The sequence below is a fragment of the Streptomyces sp. NPDC001315 genome (genome assembly GCF_042896175.1).
In the GTDB taxonomy this organism is placed as follows: Bacteria; Actinomycetota; Actinomycetes; order Streptomycetales; family Streptomycetaceae; genus Streptomyces.
In genome coordinates, this window is sequence record NZ_JBIAWZ010000003.1 from 182271 (window position 1) to 201787 (window position 19517).

Below are 19517 nucleotides of genomic sequence, written 5' to 3' on the forward strand. Positions count from 1 at the left end.
CCCTTATCGCGCGGTGGAGGTGTAGGGCAGCAGCGCCATCTCACGGCTGTTCTTCACGGCCGTGGCGACGTCACGCTGGTGCTGCGTGCAGTTGCCGGTCACGCGGCGGGCACGGATCTTGCCGCGGTCGGAAATGAACTTCCGCAGCATGTTCGTGTCCTTGTAGTCCACGTACGTGACCTTGTCCTTGCAGAAAGCGCAGACCTTCTTCTTAGGCTTGCGCACAGGCGGCTTCGCCATGGTGTTTCTCCTGTGTGATCAAGAAGTTGGGATACGACCCGCCTTCGGCCCGGTCGGGCCCGAAGGGCCCTGCCCGTAGGCCTAGAAGGGGGGTTCGTCCGAGTAGCCGCCACCGCCGCCGGAGTTTCCACCCCAGCCGCCGCCACCGCCGCTGCCCTGCTGGCCGCCGGCGGGAGCGCCGGAAGCCCACGGGTCGTCGGCAGGAGCGCCGCCGCCCTGCTGGCCGCCACCGGGGCCACCGCCCCAGCCGCCGCCACCCTGGCCGCCACCGCCGCCGTAACCGCCCTGGCCGCCCTGACCACCGCGGCCGGCGGTCTTGGTGACCTTGGCCGTGGCGTTGCGCAGGCTGGGGCCGACTTCCTCGACATCCAGCTCGTAGACCGTGCGCTTGACGCCGTCGCGGTCCTCGTAGGACCGCTGCTTCAGCCGGCCCTGCACGACGACGCGCATGCCTCGCTGGAGCGACTCGGCGACGTTCTCCGCCGCCTGACGCCAGACCGAGCAGGTCAGAAAGAGGCTTTCGCCGTCCTTCCACTCGTTCGTCTGGCGGTCGAAGGTGCGGGGGGTCGACGCGACGCGGAACTTCGCGACCGCCGCACCGGACGGGGTGAAGCGCAGCTCGGGGTCATCGACAAGATTGCCGATGACCGTGATGACGGTCTCGCCTGCCATGGGGGAACCTCTCGGCGGGTTTGCTGCTGGCTGCTGGTGCTGCTACTCGAATCCCGAGATCAGCTGAGCGGAAGAGCTCAGTGGGTCTCGGGGCGGAGGACCTTGGTCCGGAGGACCGACTCGTTCAGGTTCATCTGGCGGTCGAGCTCCTTGACGACCGCAGGCTCGGCCTGCAGGTCGATGACCGAGTAGATGCCCTCGGGCTTCTTCTTGATCTCGTACGCGAGACGACGACGGCCCCAGGTGTCGACCTTCTCCACCTTGCCGTTGCCCTCACGGACGACGGAGAGGAAGTTCTCGATCAGCGGGGAGACAGCGCGCTCCTCGAGATCGGGGTCGAGGATGACCATCACCTCGTAGTGACGCATGTGTAACCCACCTCCTTTGGACTCAGCGGCCACGGTCGTTCCGTGGCAGGAGGGTTGTGATGCGTACGCAACGGTATCGTCCGCCACTGACAATCGGGGGTCGACTGACGACGTCCCGGTTGGCCTGGGCGGACCCCTGGCTCTGCCTGGGCAGACACCGGTGCAGACGCTACAGACTACCTGCACACCCGCTTCCGGTTGAAATCCGGCCGTGGAGACCGTCAATCTGTACACATCGGGTGTGTGCGGCGCTACGATGCGCCGCCTTCCGCAGGAGGTGCCCCATGACACAGGCATTGCGACCCAACACCGCCGGCGGCCTTTTCGCCACGGACGGAAAACCCCACCCGCTCCAGGACACGCTGCTCGCAGTGACCTTGGTGCTGGGCATCACGGCTTTCGTCTCGGCGATGTTCCACAACCTGCACTTGCTCAGCTCCTGGGCCGGCCTGGTGGGCATCTTCACCGGCGCCTACGGGCAGTGGATCTCCGAGACGACCCGCGAGCGCTTCGGGCTGATCCTGGGCCTCGGTGCCTCAGCCATCGGGTTCTTCCTCGGCATGGCAAACGGCGGACTCTTCGGCGGACTCTTCTGAGCCCCGTCGAAGCATCCTCGAACACCGCGTAAAGCACCGCGTATCGCCCCGGCCGCTCTCCGGGCCGGGGCGGGGCTTCCATGTGCCCAGTCGGGCCGCTCGCAAGGCGCAGTAGGCTTCGGCGCGAGAGCCGGAGCCCCTGTACCCATGGGGACACACCAGCCCGAGGAGCGCCCCGAATGAGCCTGACCCTGAGGACCATCAGTCGCGAGCAGCATCTGGCATACATCCAGAGTCTGCCGTCGGCGAGTCACATGCAGGTTCCGGCCTGGGCGGACGTGAAGGCGGAGTGGCGCTCCGAGAACCTCGGCTGGTTCGACGACCGCACCGGCGAGATGGTCGGCGCGGGCCTGGTCCTCTACCGGCAGCTCCCCAAGATCAAGCGCTACCTGGCCTATCTGCCCGAGGGCCCGGTCATCAACTGGTTCGCGCCGAATCTCACCGACTGGCTGGAACCGATGCTCGCGCACCTCAAGCAGCAGGGCGCCTTCTCCGTGAAGATGGGGCCGCCGGTGATCATCCGGCGCTGGGAGGCCGCATCCATCAAGGCCGGCATCCAGAACCCGGACGTGAAGCGGCTGCGCGACATCGAGGCTGACTTCATCGAGCCACGTGCCTTCGAGGTGGCCGACAAGCTGCGCCGCATGGGCTGGCAGCAGGGCGAGGACGGCGGCGCCGGGTTCGGCGACGTGCAGCCCCGCTACGTCTACCAGGTGCCGCTGGCCAACCGCTCCCTGGAAGAGGTTCACAAGAACTTCAACCAGCTGTGGCGCCGCAACATCAAGAAGGCCGAGAAGGCCGGTGTCGAGGTCGTCCAGGGCGGCTATCACGACCTGGAGGAGTGGCAGCGGCTGTACGAGATCACAGCCGTGCGCGACCACTTCCGGCCCCGCCCGCTGTCGTACTTCCAGCGCATGTGGACTGCCCTCAACACCGAGGACCCCAACCGCATGCGGTTGTACTTCGCCCGGCACAACGGCGTGAACCTGTCGGCGGCCACGATGCTGATCGTCGGCGGCCACGTCTGGTACTCCTACGGCGCCTCCGACAACATCGGCCGTGAATTCCGCCCCTCCAACGCGATGCAGTGGCGGATGCTGCGCGACGCCTACGCGCTCGGCGCCACCGTCTACGACCTGCGCGGAATCTCCGACTCGCTGGACGAGACCGACCACCTCTTCGGCCTGATCCAGTTCAAGGTCGGCACGGGCGGGCAGGCCGCCGAATACCTCGGCGAGTGGGACTTCCCGCTGAACAAGCTGCTCCACAAGGCGCTCGACATCTACATGTCGCGCCGCTGACGTCGCGTTCAGTGCTTCCATACCTCTGATACACCGCAGCCACGAGAAAGGTTCCAGGTCCGGCCATGGCGCTCACCCTCTACGTCGACACCGCGCGCTGGCGGGCGCACCACAAGCACGTGCAGGAGCAGTTCCCGGGGCTCGTCCCGGTCTGCAAGGGCAACGGCTACGGCTTCGGCCATGAGCGGCTGGCGGAGGAGGCCACGCGGCTCGGCTCGGACGTCCTGGCCGTCGGCACGACGTACGAGGCCGCGCGCATCAAGGACTTCTTCGGCGGTGATCTGCTGGTGCTGACGCCGTACCGGCGCGGCGAGGAGCCCGTACCGCTGCCCGACCGCGTGATCCGCTCGGTGTCGTCGATCGACGGCGTGTACGGCCTGGTCGGCGCCCGGGTGGTCATCGAGGTGATGTCGTCGATGAAGCGCCACGGCATCAGTGAACAGGACCTGGCCCAGCTGCACTCCGCCATCGAGAACGTCCGCCTCGAGGGCTTCGCGATCCATCTGCCGCTGGACCGCACCGACGGCTCGGACGCCGTCGAGGAGGTCATCGGCTGGATGGACCGGCTGCGCGCGGCCCGGCTGCCGCTGCACACGATGTTCGTCAGCCACCTCAAGGCGGAGGAACTCGCCCGGCTGCAGCAGCAGTTCCCGCAGACCCGCTTCCGTGCCCGCATCGGCACGCGACTGTGGCTGGGGGACCACGAGGCCACCGAGTACCGAGGCGCCATCCTGGACGTCACGCGCGTCTCCAAGGGCGACCGGTTCGGCTACCGGCAGCAGAAGGCGGCCTCGGACGGCTACCTGGTGGTCGTGGCGGGCGGTACGTCGCACGGGGTGGGTCTGGAGGCCCCCAAGGCCCTGCACGGCGTCATGCCGCGCGCCAAGGGCGTCGCCCGCGCCGGCCTCGCCACGGTGAACCGGAACCTTTCACCGTTCGTCTGGGGCGGCAAGCAGCGCTGGTTCGCCGAGCCGCCGCACATGCAGGTCTCCATCCTGTTCGTGCCCGCGGACGCCCCGGAGCCGAGGGTCGGCGAGGAGCTGGTGGCCCATCTGCGGCACACCACCACGCAGTTCGACCGGATCATGGACCGCTGACCGGCGCGGGTAAGCCCCTGAGCGGTACGGCAACGCCGAAAGGCCGGACACGGAAACTCCGTGTCCGGCCTTTCGCATGCCTCGCCTGACATCTTGTTCGCTCAGAGCGAACTTTCGCCGGGCCGCTGCTTGCCCCACTCCACCTGCGGCCCGTCGAAGTAGGCCGCGTGCCGCGGCGGATGGGCCGCCGGGCCGAGAACGAACACGTCCTCCGCGCCGTCGAGCACCCCGCCCGAGGGGTCGTCGTCGCCTGCCCGGCGCACCACGTCCCGCTCCGGCATGAAGATGTCCCGTACGACCACGACGCACAGGTACAGCGTCCCCAGCAGGTGCAGGCCGATGGCCCAGTGGTAACCGTCGGTCGGCAGTCCCTTGTGGGCGTCTCCGCTGGTCGTGTACGCAAGGTACATCCAGATCCCCAGGTAGTACGCCACCTCGCATGCCTGCCAGATCAGGAAGTCCCGCCACTTCGGTCGGGCCAGCACGGCCAGTGGCACCAGCCACAGGACGTACTGCGGGGAGTACACCTTGTTGGTGAGAATGAACGCCGCGACGATCAGGAAGGCCAGCTGGGCGAAGCGCGGCCTGCGCGGGGCGGTGAAGGTCAGCGCCGTGATGCCCCCGCAGCAGAGCAACATCAGGACCGTGGCCAGGGTGTTGACCGTGTCGGTGCTGAGCGGATTGGTCGAGTTCTGCGCCATGATCAGCCAGAAGGAACCGAAGTCGACGCCTCGCTCCTGGCTGAATGTGTAGAACTTCGACCAGCCCTCGAAGGCGAAGAGCATCACCGGCAGGTTCACCACGAGCCAGGAGACGACCGCGCCGCCCAGGGCCTTGCCGAAGTCCCGCCACTTGCCCGCGCGCCAGCACAACAGGAACAGCGGCCCCAGCAGGAAGACGGGATAGAGCTTGGCCGCCGTCGCGAGCCCCAGCAGGACGCCGAAGGCGAGGGAGCGGCTCCGTGACCACATCAGCATCGCCGCGGCCGTCAGGGCCACCGCCAGCAAGTCCCAGTTGATGGTCGCGGTCAACACAAAGGCGGGCGCCAGGGCGACCAGCAGGCCGTCCCAGGGGCGACGGGCGTGCGTACGGGAGACGCAGACCACGATGACGGCCGCGCAGACCATGAGCATCCCGGCGTTGACCATCCAGTACCACTGCTCCTGGTGCTGGATGGTTCCGCTGCCGGGCGTCAGCCAGGCGGCCACCTCCATGAACACACCGGTCAGCACCGGGTACTCGAGGTACTGCATGTCGCCGGAGAGCTTGTCGAAGTACGGCACGAGCCCGTCGGCGAACCCGCGTCCCTGGTAGAGGTGCGGGATGTCCGAGTAGCACGCATGCGTGTACTGGGAACTGGCACCGAAGAACCAGCCGCCGTTGTAGCAGGGTGCCTTCTGGACCAGACCGAGGGCGAACATGCCGATCGCCACGAGCGCGACGACTCGTACGGGAGTCCACCAGGACGTCCCGAGCAGGGCATGCCGTCCGAGGGGACCGCCGATCAGCTCGCTGCCCGCCGCGGCGACCTCGTCGTCCCTGGTCGGCCGCACCGGATCGGGCTCGTGCACGCTCGTCGGCGTCGATTCTGCACTGGGCATGAGGCACATCCTGCCGTACGCACCTAGGAATACGCCGAGGACCGCCGCACCTGGGCCGGTGCGGCGGTCCTCGTTTCACGTGAAACATCCGGGCGTTTCACGTGAAACACCCATGGCAGGGGATAAGGCGACTATCCGGTTGAGCCTCCGAAGAGGCCTCCGTTGCCGTTGGCGTTGCCTCTGGTGTTGCCACTCGTCTCCGTGGCCGTCGGTGACGAGGTCACACCACCGTCGGTGCTGCCGCCGTCCGTGCCGCCCGTGCCGGTACCGCCATTGCTGCAGTTCCAGCCGAAGTTCCCGCAGGTGTTACTCGCCGAAGGCGAGGGGCTGGTCAGCGTCTCCGAGGGCGTGGGACTCGGTGTCGGGCTGGCCTCCTCGGTCTCGCTGGCCGACGGCGTGGGAGTCGGCGACGGCTCCTCGTTCACGACCTCACCGATGGACTCGGGGGCCGGGAACCGCTGTGCCTTCTCGCCCTTCAGCGCCTCTTCCATGTAGTCGTGCCAGATCTGGGCCGGGAACGAGGCACCGTGGATCTTCTTCTGACCGCCCGTTCCGTACATCTCGAGGAACGTGCGGTTCTTCTTGGTCTCGTCGTCGTCCAGGCGGAACATGGCGATCGACGTGGACAGCTGAGGCGTGTAGCCCACGAACCAGGCGGACTTGTTGCCGTCGGTGGTACCGGTCTTGCCGGCCACCTCCCGCCCGGTGAGCTGGGCGGCAGTACCCGTACCCTTCTCGACCACGGTCTTCAGGACGTCCGTGACGTTGTCCGCGACCTTCGCGGTGAAGGCCTGCTTCGTCTGGACCTTGTGCGCGAAGACCACGCCGTCCTTGCTGGTGACCTTCTCGACGGAGTACGGGTCGCGCTGCTCGCCGCTGGCCGCGAAGGTGGCGTACGCGCCCGCCATGCGGATCGCGCTCGGGTCGGAGATACCGATGGAGAACGACGGGTAGCTGGTGCCGGTCAGGCTGCTTTCGAGCAGGCCTGCGTCGACGGCCGACTCCTTCACCTTGTCCAGACCGACGTCCATGCCGAGCTGGACGAAGGCGGAGTTCACCGACTCCCTCATCGCCTCGCGGAGGTCGATGTTGTACTTGGGCGCGGAGCCGTACGAGTAGTGGTCGTCATTGGTCTGCAGCCACTCCTCGCCCTTCTCGTTCTTCCATACATCACCCTTGTAGTCCTCGATCTTCAGCTTGTTCTTGCCACTGAACAGGCTCTTCGGGGAGACGATGGTGCGCTCGTCCTGCGCCTGCTCCTCGGGGCCGTCAGGATCGCGCACACCCCATTTCATGGCCGCGGCGAGCACGAACGGCTTGAACGTCGAACCGACCTGGGCACCGGTCGCGTCGGCGTTGTTGGTGAAGTGCTTGGTCGCGTCCTCACCGCCGTAGATGGCCTTGATGGCGCCGGACGCCGGATCCACGGAGGCCCCGCCGAACTGGACGAACGTGTCCTCCGGGCGCTCCTTGGGCTTGATCTTCGCCTTTCGGACCTTCGTGACGGCTGCTTCGAGTTCGTTGACCTTCTTCTTGTCGAAGGTCGTGTAGATGGAGTAGCCGCCCTGCGTCAGCTTGTCCTGGGTGATCCCGGTCTCTTTGCTGTGGGTGACCACGTAGCTGTTGGCGAGGTCGACGAGGTAGCCGATCTGGCCGCTCAGCTCGGTGTTCGACCGCGGGTTCTTCCAGTTGGGCAGCGTGGTGTACTTGGCCCGCTCCGTGGCGCTCAGATGGCCGTACTCGACCATCTTGTCGAGGGTGTCCTGCATCTGGAGCAGGGCCCGCCTGCTGTTGGCCGTGGCTGTGGCGGACGAGTCGAAGGTGGTCGCGCCGGCGGGGTCGTAGTACGTGGCGCCCTTGAGCATCGCCGCCAGGAAGGCGCACTCGCCCGGGTTCAGCTTGATGGCGTCCTTGTTGAAGTACGCGCGGGCCGCTGCCTGGATCCCGTAGGCGTTGCGCCCGTAGTACGCGGAGTTCAGGTAGCCGGCCATGATGTCGTCCTTCTTGACAGTGGCCCCGACCTTTATGGAGATGAAGATCTCCTTGAACTTACGCGTGACGGTCTGCGACTGGTCGTCCAGCCGCGCGTTCTTCACGTACTGCTGGGTGATGGTGGAGCCACCCTGCGTCTCGCCGCCCCTGGCCATGTTCAGCACGGCGCGGGCGATGCCCTTGGGGTCGATGCCGCTGTCGGTGTAGAAGGTCTTGTTCTCCTGCGACACCACGGCGTACTGCATCGCCTTGGGGATCTGCGACAGGTTGATGATCTGGCGGTTGGTCTCACCGCCCGTGGCGACCATCTGGCTGTTGTCGGACCAGTAGTAGACGTTGTTCTGGGCCTCCGCGGTATCCGCGACGTTCGGGACGCTCACCATGGCGTACCCGATGCCCGCGACAGCCACCAGGCTGCCGATGAAGCCGATACACAGGCCGGAGACGAGCTTCCAGGACGGCACCCAGCGGCGCCACCCGTACTTGCCGGCGCGCGGGTAGTCGATGAGGCGCTTCTTGCCGGAGGCAGTCGCGCGCCCTCTGCCCCGTCCGGGACCGTTCGGGCCGCCGGGGCCGCCGCGGCGGCCGCCGGTTCCGTTCTCGGCCGCTCTACGGCGGCCGCCACCTCTCTGTGCCGCACGCCTGGCCTCGGCGCGGCCGCCGTACGACGGATCCTCGGCTCCCGGCTCATAGGAACCCGACCCGTACGAATCGGACAGAGACCCGGTGGCGCCTCGCGGTGCCGCACGGCGGCCGGAGGACGAGCCGGACTGGCCGCGTCGGGCCGCGGCACGTCCGCCTCCCTGCGGCTGCGGCGGTTTGCGGCGGTGCTCGCTCATCGAACGATTACTCCTCGGGCAGGCGCACCCTTGCGCGCCTGGAAACGGCGGCTGGTTTCCGGTCCCCCCGAAGTACGGATGTGGTCGGTCGCGCATTCACCCGTACTGCACCGAGGACAAGGACGTCCCCAGGCGTCACTCGGTTCCCGGTGGTGTGCATGGCGGACAGACTACGCACCGCCAAAACCTGCCGGGCCCCGAAGTTCACCCCAAATCAGGCAACTCGCTTCCAACGAATCGGTGATGTGATCCCGTTCACCTTCTCCCCTCTTGTCGCATACGGAAGGCCGTTCTATCGTCATGATGTATCGAGTCGATACATCAGCTCGACATAAAGACCGTCACGGACCGTCCGCGGCAGAGAGGAGGCGACGATGAGCCGGCGTTCCGGGATCCTCGAGTTCGCCGTACTCGGCCTGCTCCGCGAGTCTCCGAAGCACGGCTATGAGCTGCGCAAACGACTCAATACGTCACTGGGTGTGTTCCGTGCGTTCAGCTACGGGACGCTGTACCCCTGCCTCAAGACGCTGGTCGCCAACGGCTGGTTGATCGAGGAGACGGGGAACGCTCCCGAGGACGCCCTCGCCGCTCCACTCGCGGGGCGTCGCGCCAAGATCGTCTATCGGTTGACGGCGGAAGGTAAGGAGCACTTCGAGGAGCTGCTCTCGCAGACGGGACCCGACGCGTACGAGGACGAGCACTTCGCCGCTCGCTTCGCCTTCTTCGGGCAGACGTCGCGCGACGTACGCATGCGCGTACTGGAGGGCCGCCGCAGCCGGCTGGAGGAGCGTCTGGAGAAGATGCGCGCCTCCCTGGCGCGCACCCGGGAGCGCCTCGACGACTACACGCTTGAGCTCCAGCGCCACGGAATGGAGTCCGTGGAGCGCGAAGTGCGCTGGCTGAACGAGCTCATCGAGAGCGAGCGGGCCGGGCGGGACCTGAAAGGTTCCGCCTCCGGGGGGCTCGCTCAGCAGGACACGACATCTGGAGCGCCGGGCGGCCTGCCCCGGCCGGGGGACGGCCCCCGGCCGGATACGCCCGACGACACCACCACGTGAGTCCCACTCAGGGCCTCACTCGTACACACAGGGAGCAACCGGAATGGGTTCGGTTCGCGTAGCCATCGTCGGCGTGGGCAACTGCGCCGCCTCGCTGGTGCAGGGCGTCGAGTACTACAAGGACGCCGACCCGGCGTCCAAGGTCCCGGGCCTGATGCACGTGCAGTTCGGCGACTACCACGTCGGTGACGTCGAGTTCGTCGCCGCGTTCGACGTCGACGCGAAGAAGGTCGGTCTCGACCTCTCCGACGCCATCGGCGCCAGCGAGAACAACACCATCAAGATCTGCGACGTCCCGAACAAGGGCGTCACGGTCCAGCGCGGCCACACCCTGGACGGTCTCGGCAAGTACTACCGCCAGACCATCGAGGAGTCGGCCGAGGCTCCGGTCGACGTCGTCCAGGTCCTCAAGGACAAGCAGGTCGACGTCCTCGTCTGCTACCTGCCCGTCGGTTCCGAGGACGCGGCGAAGTTCTACGCCCAGTGCGCCATCGACGCCAAGGTCGCCTTCGTCAACGCCCTCCCGGTCTTCATCGCCGGCACCAAGGAGTGGGCGGACAAGTTCACCGAGGCGGGCGTCCCGATCGTCGGCGACGACATCAAGTCGCAGGTCGGCGCGACCATCACGCACCGTGTGATGGCGAAGCTGTTCGAGGACCGCGGTGTCCGTCTCGAGCGCACCATGCAGCTCAACGTGGGCGGCAACATGGACTTCAAGAACATGCTGGAGCGCGACCGCCTCGAGTCGAAGAAGATCTCGAAGACGCAGGCCGTCACCTCGCAGATCCCCGACCGTGACCTGGGCGAGAAGAACGTCCACATCGGTCCCTCGGACTACGTGCAGTGGCTCGACGACCGTAAGTGGGCGTACGTCCGCCTCGAGGGCCGTGCCTTCGGTGACGTTCCGCTGAACCTGGAGTACAAGCTCGAGGTCTGGGACTCCCCGAACTCCGCGGGTGTCATCATCGACGCCCTGCGCGCCGCGAAGATCGCCAAGGACCGCGGCATCGGCGGTCCGATCCTGTCGGCTTCCTCGTACTTCATGAAGTCCCCGCCGGTCCAGTACTTCGACGACGAGGCCTTCGCCAACGTCGAGAAGTTCATCAAGGGCGAGGTCGAGCGCTAGCGAGACACAGCCGCTGTGGGGCCGGCGAGACCGAGCGCCACAGCGCTGACACTGCTCCTGCCAGGGCGGTTGAGGGTCCCCGGGTCGATGACCCGGGGACCCTCCGCATGTGTGAGGCTGTGCCCCATGTCCGTCGTCCGCGATCTGCGTGTTCTGCTGCGCTTCCGGAACTTCCGGCGTCTGCTGGGCGTAAGGCTGCTCTCCCAGGGCGCCGACGGCGTCTATCAGGTGGGTCTCGCCACGTACGTCGTGTTCTCGCCGGAGAAGCAGACCTCAGCCACCGCGATCGCCTCCGCGATGGCGGTGCTGCTGCTGCCGTACTCCCTGGTGGGCCCCTTCGCCGGCGTCCTGCTGGACCGCTGGCGCCGTCGTCAGGTCTTTCTGTACGGCAATCTGCTGCGCGCCCTGCTGGCCGCGGTGACAGCTGCCCTGATGATCAGTCACGTCCCGGACTGGCTCTTCTACGTCTCCGCCCTGTGTGTCACCGCCGTCAACCGCTTCGTCCTCGCGGGACTCTCCGCAGCGCTGCCCCGGGTGGTCGACACCGAGCGCCTCGTGATGGCCAACTCCCTCTCCCCGACCGCCGGAACGCTTGCCGCGACCGCGGGCGGCGGCCTCGCCTTCGTCGTACGGCTAGTGGTCGCCGACACCGACGCCGCCGTGGTGCTGCTGGGCGCCGCGCTGTACCTGTGCGCGGCCCTCGCGTCCCTGCGCATGGCGCCGGAACTGCTGGGTCCCGACCGCGCACTGGTACGGCCACGGCTGATGGCGGCGCTGGACGGTACCGCGCGGGGCCTTGCGGCCGGGGTACGGCATCTCGCCGAGCCGAGCAGAAGGGAGGCTGCCTGGGCGCTGGCTTCGATGACGCTGATGCGGTTCTGCTACGGCGCCCTGACCGTCATGGTCCTGATGCTCTGTCGGTACGGCTGGTCGTCCGGTTCGGACGAGGGACTGGCGCTGCTGGGGGTGGCCGTGGGCGTCTCGGGAGCGGGTTTCTTCGCGGCGGCCGTGGTGACACCGTCTGCGGCAGGGCGGCTGGGGCCGGGCCGCTGGATCGTCGTCTGCTCCGCGTCCGCCGCTGTTCTGGTGCTCACTCTGAGCCTGCCCTTCGCCGAAGCCCCCATGTTCGCCGCGGCATTCGTCCTGGGGCTCATCACCCAGGGCGCGAAGATCGCCACGGACACAGTGGTGCAGTCCTCGGTCGAAGACGGCTTCCGTGGCCGGATCTTCTCCGTGTACGACGTTCTGTTCAACGTCGCCTTTGTCGGCGCCGCCGCGGTGGCCGCCGTGATGCTGCCGCCGGACGGCCGCTCGGTACCGCTGGTGGTCTTCGTGGCCGTGGTCTACGGAGTGGTTGCTATGACTATGGCCCGCTTTGAGCTCCAGTAAGTGTCACATCAAAGCCACAGAGTGCCCTCGAGAGAGCAAAGTGGCCAGTGGGGCCCGATAACTTACGTGCGTCTTACTTCGCGCCAAGCGCATCCATGTTCTAGGGGGACCCCCAACGTGACTACTCCGCCGCCCCACGGCCAGAACCCGTACGCCCAGACGCCTCCCCCGCCTGCGGGGCAGCAGGCGGTCCAGCCTGGGGTTCCGCCGCAGGGCGCTCCGTATGCCCCGTTCCCCGCTCAGGGGGCTCCGGTTCCCCCGCCCCCGGCTCCGGCCAAGCGCGGGGGCAAGAAGCCGCTGCGCGTCATAGCCGGTGTCCTTGTTGCCATCATCATCGCCCTCGTGAAGTTCGGCGGGGCGTGGGGGCTGGGCTGGTTCTTCAGCCGCAGTGACGCGGAGACGACCTCGGTCGGCGCGTGCATGCACAACGACGGCACGGACTCCGACGCCGACCTCAACGAGGTCGACTGCTCTTCCGGTGACGCCCAGTACAAGGTCGTAGAGAAGTTTGACGACACCAGTGACGACACCAAGTGCGAGACCGTCACGGACGCGACGATCTACTACGTCCAGTCCGGCAACGCCCACGACGTGGTGCTCTGCCTCAAGGAAGTCAAGTAAGGCCTAGCTCGGTACAGATGTCAGGGGCGGTGTTTCACGTGAAACACCGCCCCTGACGTCTGTGAAACGGGGGGCATGTTTCACGTGAAACATGCCCCCCGTTTCACGTGCTCTCAGCTCTGCTCGGCCCACCACTCCTTGAGTGCCGCCACCGCCGCGTCGTGTTCCATCGGCCCGTTCTCGAGCCGGAGCTCCAGGAGGTGCTTGTAGGCCTGGCCGACAGCCGGGCCCGGGCCGACGCCCAGGATCTCCATGATCTGGTTGCCGTCGAGGTCGGGCCGGATGGAATCCAGCTCCTCCTGCTCCTTCAGCTGTGCGATGCGCTCCTCCAGACCGTCGTACGCCCGCGAGAGCGCGGCCGCCCTGCGCTTGTTGCGCGTGGTGCAGTCCGAGCGGGTCAGCTTGTGGAGGCGGTCGAGGAGGGGGCCCCCGTCACGGACATAGCGGCGGACGGCGGAATCCGTCCACTCGCCGGTGCCGTAGCCGTGGAAGCGCAGGTGGAGTTCGACCAGACGCGAGACGTCCTTCACCAGCTCGTTGGAGTACTTGAGTGCCGTCATGCGCTTCTTGGTCATCTTCGCCCCGACCACTTCGTGGTGGTGGAACGAGACCCGGCCGTCCTTCTCGAAGCGGCGCGTGCGTGGCTTGCCGATGTCGTGCAGCAGCGCGGCCAGACGGAGGGTGAGGTCGGATCCGTTCTCCTCCAGCGCGATCGCCTGCTCAAGGACGATCAGCGTGTGCTCGTAGACGTCCTTGTGCCGGTGGTGCTCGTCACTCTCCAGGCGCAGCGCGGGCAGCTCGGGGAGCACGTGGTCGGCCAGGCCGGTGTCGACGAGCAGGCTCAGTCCCTTGCGCGGGTGGGCGGAAAGGATCAGCTTGTTCAGCTCGTCCCGCACCCGCTCCGCCGAGACGATCTCGATGCGGCCGGCCATCTCCTTCATGGCGGTGACGACCTCGGGGGCGACCTCGAAGTCGAGCTGGGCGGCGAAACGCGCGGCCCGCATCATCCGCAGCGGGTCGTCGGAGAAGGAGTCCTCCGGGGTGCCGGGGGTGCGCAGCACTCGTGCGGCGAGATCCTCGCGCCCGCCGTGCGGGTCGATGAACTCCTTGGCCGGCAGCGCCACAGCCATCGCGTTCACCGTGAAGTCGCGCCGGACGAGGTCCTCCTCGATGGAGTCGCCGTACGAGACCTCGGGCTTGCGCGAGGTCCGGTCGTACGCCTCGGAGCGGTAGGTGGTCACCTCGATCTGATAGCCGTCCTTCTGCGCCCCGACCGTGCCGAAGGCGATCCCGACCTCCCAGAGGGCGTCCGCCCACGGCCGCACGATCTTCAGTACGTCCTCGGGGCGGGCGTCGGTCGTGAAGTCCAGGTCGTTGCCGAGTCGGCCGAGCAGCGCGTCCCGGACCGAACCGCCGACCAGGGCGAGCGAGAACCCGGCCTCCTGGAAGCGGCGGGCGAGGTCGTCGGCGACAGGGGCGACCCGCAGCAGCTCACTGACCGCGCGGTGCTGCACCTGGCTCAGGGCACTGGAGGTGTCTTCGTTGGCGTTCGGCACAACAGAAGAGGGTACGTGGCCGAGACGGCCGGGAGCGCCTCCATTAAGCGCGCACGGACATATGCATGGATACATCCACAACATCTGCCCTTGTGACGTACATCGCCGCTCCTCTTTATACGGGCATATACGGGGCGGCCCGCCGATGTCCTCCGATCTTGTGGAGCAGTCCGCGGCACTTCCCCTCAGCGGGCATCGTTACCATGCGTGGACGCACATTCCGACGACCACTGACGACGACGAGGGACGGGCGAGCGCGTGGCCGAGGCGGCAGACTTCCAGGGGATGACTCCCTCACCTGCCCGCCGGTGGCTGCGGCGCACCGGAGCGCTGCTTGCCGGTGCGCCTCTGTTGGCCGGTCTGCTCCAGCTGCCCGCCGCCCCGAGCGCGCAGGCAGCCGGGCAGGACTCCGCGCAGGCTGCCTCAGGCTCCCGCACGGTGTCAGTCTCCCTGGACACACTCACCCCGTCCGTGCCCACCGACGGAGACACCGTGACCGTCTCCGGCACGGTGACGAACAACGGCAAGCAGACGGTCAGCGACGCCCATGTCGACGTGCGGGTGGGGTCGGTACTGACCACCCGCTCGGCGATCGACACCGCCGCCGAACGCACCGGATACATCCCCGGCACGGACGGCTCGGAGATCGGCGGTGAGTACGTCGAGGAGTTCGCCAAGCTCACGCCCGGTGTCGCGGAGCACTTCAGCATCTCCGTACCGGTCGACAAGCTGGACCTCGGCGAGGACGGCGTCTATCCCCTCAGCGTCTCGCTCTCCGGGCAGACGGCCGCACAACCGTGGGAACAGGTGCTGGGAATCCAGCGGACGTTCCTGCCGTGGCAGCCGGACGAGGCGGACACGAGGACGAAGACGACCGTCCTGTGGCCGCTCATCTCGACCGTCCACATGACGGCGGAGACCGGCTCGAACGAGCAGCAGACGCCTGTCTTCCTCAACGACGACCTGGCCAAGGAGATCTCCCCCGGTGGCCGTCTCGACCAGCTCCTGTCCCTGGGGAAGAACCTCGACGTCACATGGGTGATCGACCCGGACCTGCTCGCGTCCGTCGACGCGATGACGCGCAGCTACCGGGTCCGGGGCGCGGGAGACACCACCACGGCGGGCACCCACCAGGCGGTCGCCAAGCAGTGGCTCGCGGAACTGCAGAAAGCGGTGGCCGACAAGGAGGTCGTGGCCCTGCCCTTCGCCGACCCGGACCTGGCCTCCCTCGCCCACAACGGCACGAGCGTCACCGGCTCGCTCAGCCACCTCAAGGCGGCCTCCGACGTCGTCGCCAACACGGTGGAGCCGATTCTCCACGTGACACCGACCACGGACTTCGCCTGGCCCGTGGAGGGCGCCGTCGACCCCTCGATCGTCAAGGTGGCCACCTCCGCGGGCGCCGACAAGGTGATCGCGCGCAGCGACAGCCTGGTGGAGACCGGTGGCCTGTCCTACACGCCCTCGGCAGCCCGCCCGATCGGGGGCGGCACCACGGCGGTGGTCGCGGACGCGCGGCTGTCCACTGCCTTCCAGGGCGATCTGACGAAGGCCACGGACTCCACGCTCGCCGTGCAGCAGTTCCTCGCCCAGAGCCTCACGCTCAACCTCCAGACGGACAATCAGCGCAGTATCGTCGTAGCCCCGCAGCGCATGCCGACCGCAAGCCAGGCCCGGGTGATGGCCGAGGCGCTGACCGCCCTCCAGGGCGGGAACTGGTCCCAGTCCCAGGGGCTCACGGCGGCCGCCAAGGCCAAGCCGGATCCGGGTGCCACCACAAAGATCCCGTCGGCGTCGAAGTACCCCTCCTCGCTGCGCAAGAAGGAGCTGCCGCGGTCGGCCTTCGAGCAGATCGCGAACACGCAGGACAAACTCGACAACTTCCAGGTGATCCTCACCGACGAGTCCCGTGTCGTGACCCCCTTCGGGCGAGCCCTGAACCGTGAGATGTCCACGTCGTGGCGCGGCCGGGCGACCGAGGCGAGCACCTTCCGCCAGGAGGTGGAGACCTATCTCGACACGCTCACCGGCCAGGTCAAGCTGATCGACAAGTCCGACACCAAGCTCTCCGGCCGCAGCGCCACGATCCCTGTGACCGTGCAGAACAACCTGGTTCAGGGCGCCGACCACCTGGTTCTGCGGCTCACCTCGACCAACCCGACCCGCCTCAAGATCGGCGGCAACGCCTACGACGAGCAGCCCATCGCGGTATCCGGCGGGCACAGCCAGACGGTGAAGTTCACCACGTCCGCCAACGTCAACGGCCAGACCACGGTGGTCGCCCAGCTGTACACGGAGGACGGCCAGGAGTACGGCTCACCGGTGACCTTCGATGTGAAGGTCACGGAGATCACGGCCACGGTGATGCTGGTCATCGGCGGCGGTGTCCTGCTGCTGGTCCTGGCCGGGTTCCGGATGTACACCCAGCGCAAGCGCGCGGCCGCCCGGGAGGACGAGGAGAACGGCCCCGACGAGAGCGGCGAGGCCGGCGAGGCGACGGACGGCCCGGAGAACCCCGAGGGCCCCGAGCACCATCTCAAGGAAGAGTCCGGCACCCGGTCCGGGGCAGAAGACCCGGAGCAGCCGAGTGACCCGACGCCGGACACCGCAGCGGAAAGCACGGACCCGTCCGGCACGGGTGAGAGAGTGGACCGTTGAGGATGTCGTGGCCGGTGGGCCCGGGACGATGAGGTGGGGTAACCATGAACGCGCCGTACGACGGTGACCGCGGCCAGGCCGCGGGCAGCTCGGGTCACCACCCCGAGGGCCCGCCGCCGGAGCACGGCCAGGTGCCGCCGCACCACCCGGCGGACATGTACCTCCAGGACGCCTACGACCAGGACCCCTACCGGGCGCAGGACCTCTCCGCCCAGGACCCGGTCGCCGAGGCGCTCTACGACCGTGCCGCACATCCCCCGCCGCCCCCGGGGACGTACCAGCCGCAGCAGCCGCTGTACGCGCAGCCGCCCCAGTCGCCGTACGCCCCCGACCCGCGCGTGTGGGCGCAGACCCCGGCACCGGAACCAGCGGGCCCGACCCAGTACCTGCCGTACGGCGAGGACCCCCGTACGACCCAGTTCGTGGGCGTCGACGACCTCGTCACCCAGGCCGGCGAGGAGCGCTACGAGCCGGACGCCTTCGCCCATCTCTTCCGGGACCAGCAACGGGGCACCGTACGCCCGCCGATGGACCCTGCCGCTGTGCCGGGGCCGACCAGCGCCCCCGGAGCGGATCAGAGGCCCGTGGGGCAGTACCAGGCCCCCACCCCGCCTCCCGCGGCGGAGGCACCCGCCCCGGCTCACGCTCCCGCCGCGAAGAAGGGCGGGCGGGCCTCGGGCCTGCTGAAGTCGAGCGCCGTCATGGCCGCCGGCACGATGGTCTCCCGCCTCACCGGCTTCGTCCGCTCGGCGCTGATCGTCTCCGCCCTCGGCCTCGGCCTCCTCGGTGACTCCTTCCAGGTCGCCTACCAGCTGCCGACGATGATCTACATCCTGACCGTCGGTGGCGGCCTCAACTCCGTCTTCGTGCCTCAGCTGGTGCGGGCGATGAAGGACGACGAGGACGGCGGCGAGGCCTTCGCCAACCGGCTGCTGACCCTCGTGATGGTGGCGCTCGGCGTGCTCACCGCGCTGGCGATGTTCGCCGCCCCCCTCCTGGTGCGCATGCTGTCGGTCGGGGTCGCCAACGACCCCGCGGCCAACGAGGTCGCCGTCACCTTCACCCGCTACTTCCTGCCCTCGATCTTCTTCATGGGCGTTCATGTGGTGATGGGGCAGATCCTCAACGCCCGGGGCCGGTTCGGCGCGATGATGTGGACCCCGGTCCTGAACAACATCGTCATCATCGTGACGCTGGGCATGTTCATCTGGGTGTACGGCACCGCCGGCAACTCCGGGATGGAAGTCGGCAACATCCCGCCGGAGGGCCAGCGGCTCCTCGGCATCGGCGTCCTGCTCGGCCTGGTGGTACAGGCCCTCGCGATGATTCCCTATCTGCGCGAGACCGGGTTCCGGCTGCGGCTGCGCTTCGACTGGAAGGGCCACGGCCTCGGCAAGGCCGCGATGCTCGCCAAGTGGACCGTGCTGTTCGTCCTCGCCAACCAGGCAGGCGCCATGGTCGTCACCCAGCTGTCCACCGCCGCCGGCAAGGACTCCCACGTCAAGGGCACCGGCTTCGCCGCCTACGCCAACGCCCAGCTGATCTGGGGTCTGCCGCAGGCCATCATCACCGTCTCCCTGATGGCGGCCCTGCTGCCGCGGATCTCACGCTCTGCGGCCGAGAAAGACGGCGGCGCCGTCCGCGACGACATCTCCCAGGGCCTGCGCACCACGGCCGTCGCGATCGTGCCCATCGCCTTCGGCTTCCTCGCCCTCGGTATCCCGATGTGCACGCTGATCTTCGGCTCCTCCGGCACCAGCGAAGCCACCAACATGGGCTTCATGCTGATGGCCTTCGGCCTGGGCCTGATCCCCTACTCGGTGCAGTACGTCGTGCTGCGCGCCTTCTACGCCTACGAGGACACCCGGACCCCCTTCTACAACACGGTCATCGTGGCCGCGGTCAACGCGGGCGCCTCGGTCCTGATCTACTTCCTCGTCCCGGCCCGGTGGGCCGTGGTCGGCATGGCCGCCGCGTACGGCCTCGCCTACGCGATCGGTGTCGGTGTCGCGTGGCGCCGACTGCGCAAGCGGCTGGGCGGCGACCTGGACGGCACACGCGTGCTGCGCACCTACGCGCGGCTGTGCATCGCCTCCGTACCGGCCGCACTGCTGGCCGGCGCTGCCTGCTACGGCATCGGCCACACGCTCGGCCAGGGGGTGGCCGGCTCCTTCGCCGCGCTGCTGGCCGGAGGTGCCGTCCTGCTCGGGATCTTCTACGTCGCCGCCCGCCGCATGCGGATCGAGGAACTCAACTCCCTCGTCGGTATGGTGCGCGGGCGTCTGGGGCGCTGAGGCGGGGGTAGGCGCACAACCATCGTCCGCCATCGTGTGTCGTGCATAGCGGCGGACTGTGGGCACAATTGGATCGGCGTCGGACGGCGCGCAACAGATGGGGAGGCAG

15 protein-coding genes are annotated in these 19517 nt (G+C 68.0%); 9 read left to right on the plus strand and 6 right to left on the minus strand.

All coding sequences use genetic code 11. The features are described 5' to 3' along the window. Positions 1–3 precede the first annotated feature (3 nt). From rpsR to rpsF, 3 genes are all read right to left on the minus strand, one after another. Positions 4–240 carry a 30S ribosomal protein S18 gene (gene rpsR, locus ACFY16_RS11295; RefSeq protein ID WP_003949403.1) on the minus strand — a complete coding sequence of 79 codons (237 nt, stop codon included), beginning with the start codon at positions 238–240 and terminating at the stop codon, positions 4–6. A gap of 81 nt (positions 241–321) precedes the next feature. After that, complete coding sequence (locus ACFY16_RS11300; protein WP_390646848.1) at positions 322–912, minus strand: single-stranded DNA-binding protein; 591 nt, start codon at positions 910–912, stop codon at positions 322–324. Between the two features lie 77 nt (positions 913–989). Then, positions 990–1280 (minus strand): 30S ribosomal protein S6, encoded by a 291-nt coding sequence (gene rpsF, locus ACFY16_RS11305; protein WP_004950685.1) that lies wholly within the window; start codon positions 1278–1280, stop codon positions 990–992. Between the two features lie 284 nt (positions 1281–1564). Between rpsF and ACFY16_RS11310 the strand changes: the two genes are divergently transcribed. The 3 genes from ACFY16_RS11310 to ACFY16_RS11320 all read left to right on the plus strand — a co-directional run bounded on the left by ACFY16_RS11310 (position 1565) and on the right by ACFY16_RS11320 (position 4274). Further along, complete coding sequence (locus ACFY16_RS11310) at positions 1565–1876, plus strand: hypothetical protein (RefSeq protein ID WP_390646849.1); 312 nt, start codon at positions 1565–1567, stop codon at positions 1874–1876. A 179-nt stretch (positions 1877–2055) separates the two neighbouring features. Further along, positions 2056–3177, plus strand: coding sequence for a peptidoglycan bridge formation glycyltransferase FemX (gene femX / locus ACFY16_RS11315; protein ID WP_390646850.1), 1122 nt, complete (start codon positions 2056–2058; stop codon positions 3175–3177). Between the two features lie 65 nt (positions 3178–3242). Continuing rightward, entirely contained in the window at positions 3243–4274 is a 1032-nt protein-coding gene (locus tag ACFY16_RS11320; RefSeq protein WP_390646851.1) for an alanine racemase, read from the plus strand. Positions 4275–4375: 101 nt separating this feature from the next. On the opposite strand, the gene ACFY16_RS11325 is transcribed toward ACFY16_RS11320, so the two are convergent. Both ACFY16_RS11325 and ACFY16_RS11330 read right to left on the minus strand, forming a co-directional pair. Beyond that, complete coding sequence (locus ACFY16_RS11325) at positions 4376–5875, minus strand: glycosyltransferase family 87 protein (RefSeq protein WP_390646852.1); 1500 nt, start codon at positions 5873–5875, stop codon at positions 4376–4378. Positions 5876–6006: 131 nt separating this feature from the next. Next, entirely contained in the window at positions 6007–8706 is a 2700-nt protein-coding gene (locus ACFY16_RS11330) for a transglycosylase domain-containing protein (RefSeq protein ID WP_390646853.1), read from the minus strand. Positions 8707–9080: 374 nt separating this feature from the next. Between ACFY16_RS11330 and ACFY16_RS11335 the strand changes: the two genes are divergently transcribed. From ACFY16_RS11335 to ACFY16_RS11350, 4 genes are all read left to right on the plus strand, one after another. Further along, entirely contained in the window at positions 9081–9764 is a 684-nt protein-coding gene (locus tag ACFY16_RS11335) for a helix-turn-helix transcriptional regulator (RefSeq protein ID WP_390646854.1), read from the plus strand. Positions 9765–9807: 43 nt separating this feature from the next. Beyond that, entirely contained in the window at positions 9808–10890 is a 1083-nt protein-coding gene (locus tag ACFY16_RS11340; RefSeq protein ID WP_390646855.1) for an inositol-3-phosphate synthase, read from the plus strand. Positions 10891–11016: 126 nt separating this feature from the next. After that, entirely contained in the window at positions 11017–12279 is a 1263-nt protein-coding gene (locus ACFY16_RS11345) for an MFS transporter (protein WP_390646856.1), read from the plus strand. A gap of 117 nt (positions 12280–12396) precedes the next feature. After that, positions 12397–12900, plus strand: a complete 504-nt coding sequence (locus ACFY16_RS11350) for a hypothetical protein (protein ID WP_390646857.1) — start codon at positions 12397–12399, stop codon at positions 12898–12900. 113 nt (positions 12901–13013) lie between these two features. On the opposite strand, the gene ACFY16_RS11355 is transcribed toward ACFY16_RS11350, so the two are convergent. Continuing rightward, positions 13014–14456, minus strand: a complete 1443-nt coding sequence (locus tag ACFY16_RS11355) for a CCA tRNA nucleotidyltransferase (RefSeq protein ID WP_390646858.1) — start codon at positions 14454–14456, stop codon at positions 13014–13016. 258 nt (positions 14457–14714) lie between these two features. On the opposite strand from ACFY16_RS11355, the gene ACFY16_RS11360 reads away from it, so the two are divergent. Together ACFY16_RS11360 and murJ are read left to right on the plus strand one after the other, a co-directional pair. Then, entirely contained in the window at positions 14715–17114 is a 2400-nt protein-coding gene (locus tag ACFY16_RS11360) for a DUF6049 family protein (protein WP_390646859.1), read from the plus strand. A gap of 44 nt (positions 17115–17158) precedes the next feature. Beyond that, on the plus strand, positions 17159–19408 hold the full coding sequence (murJ, locus tag ACFY16_RS11365) for a murein biosynthesis integral membrane protein MurJ (RefSeq protein WP_390646860.1): 2250 nt from the start codon (positions 17159–17161) through the stop codon (positions 19406–19408). Positions 19409–19517: the final 109 nt, after the last annotated feature.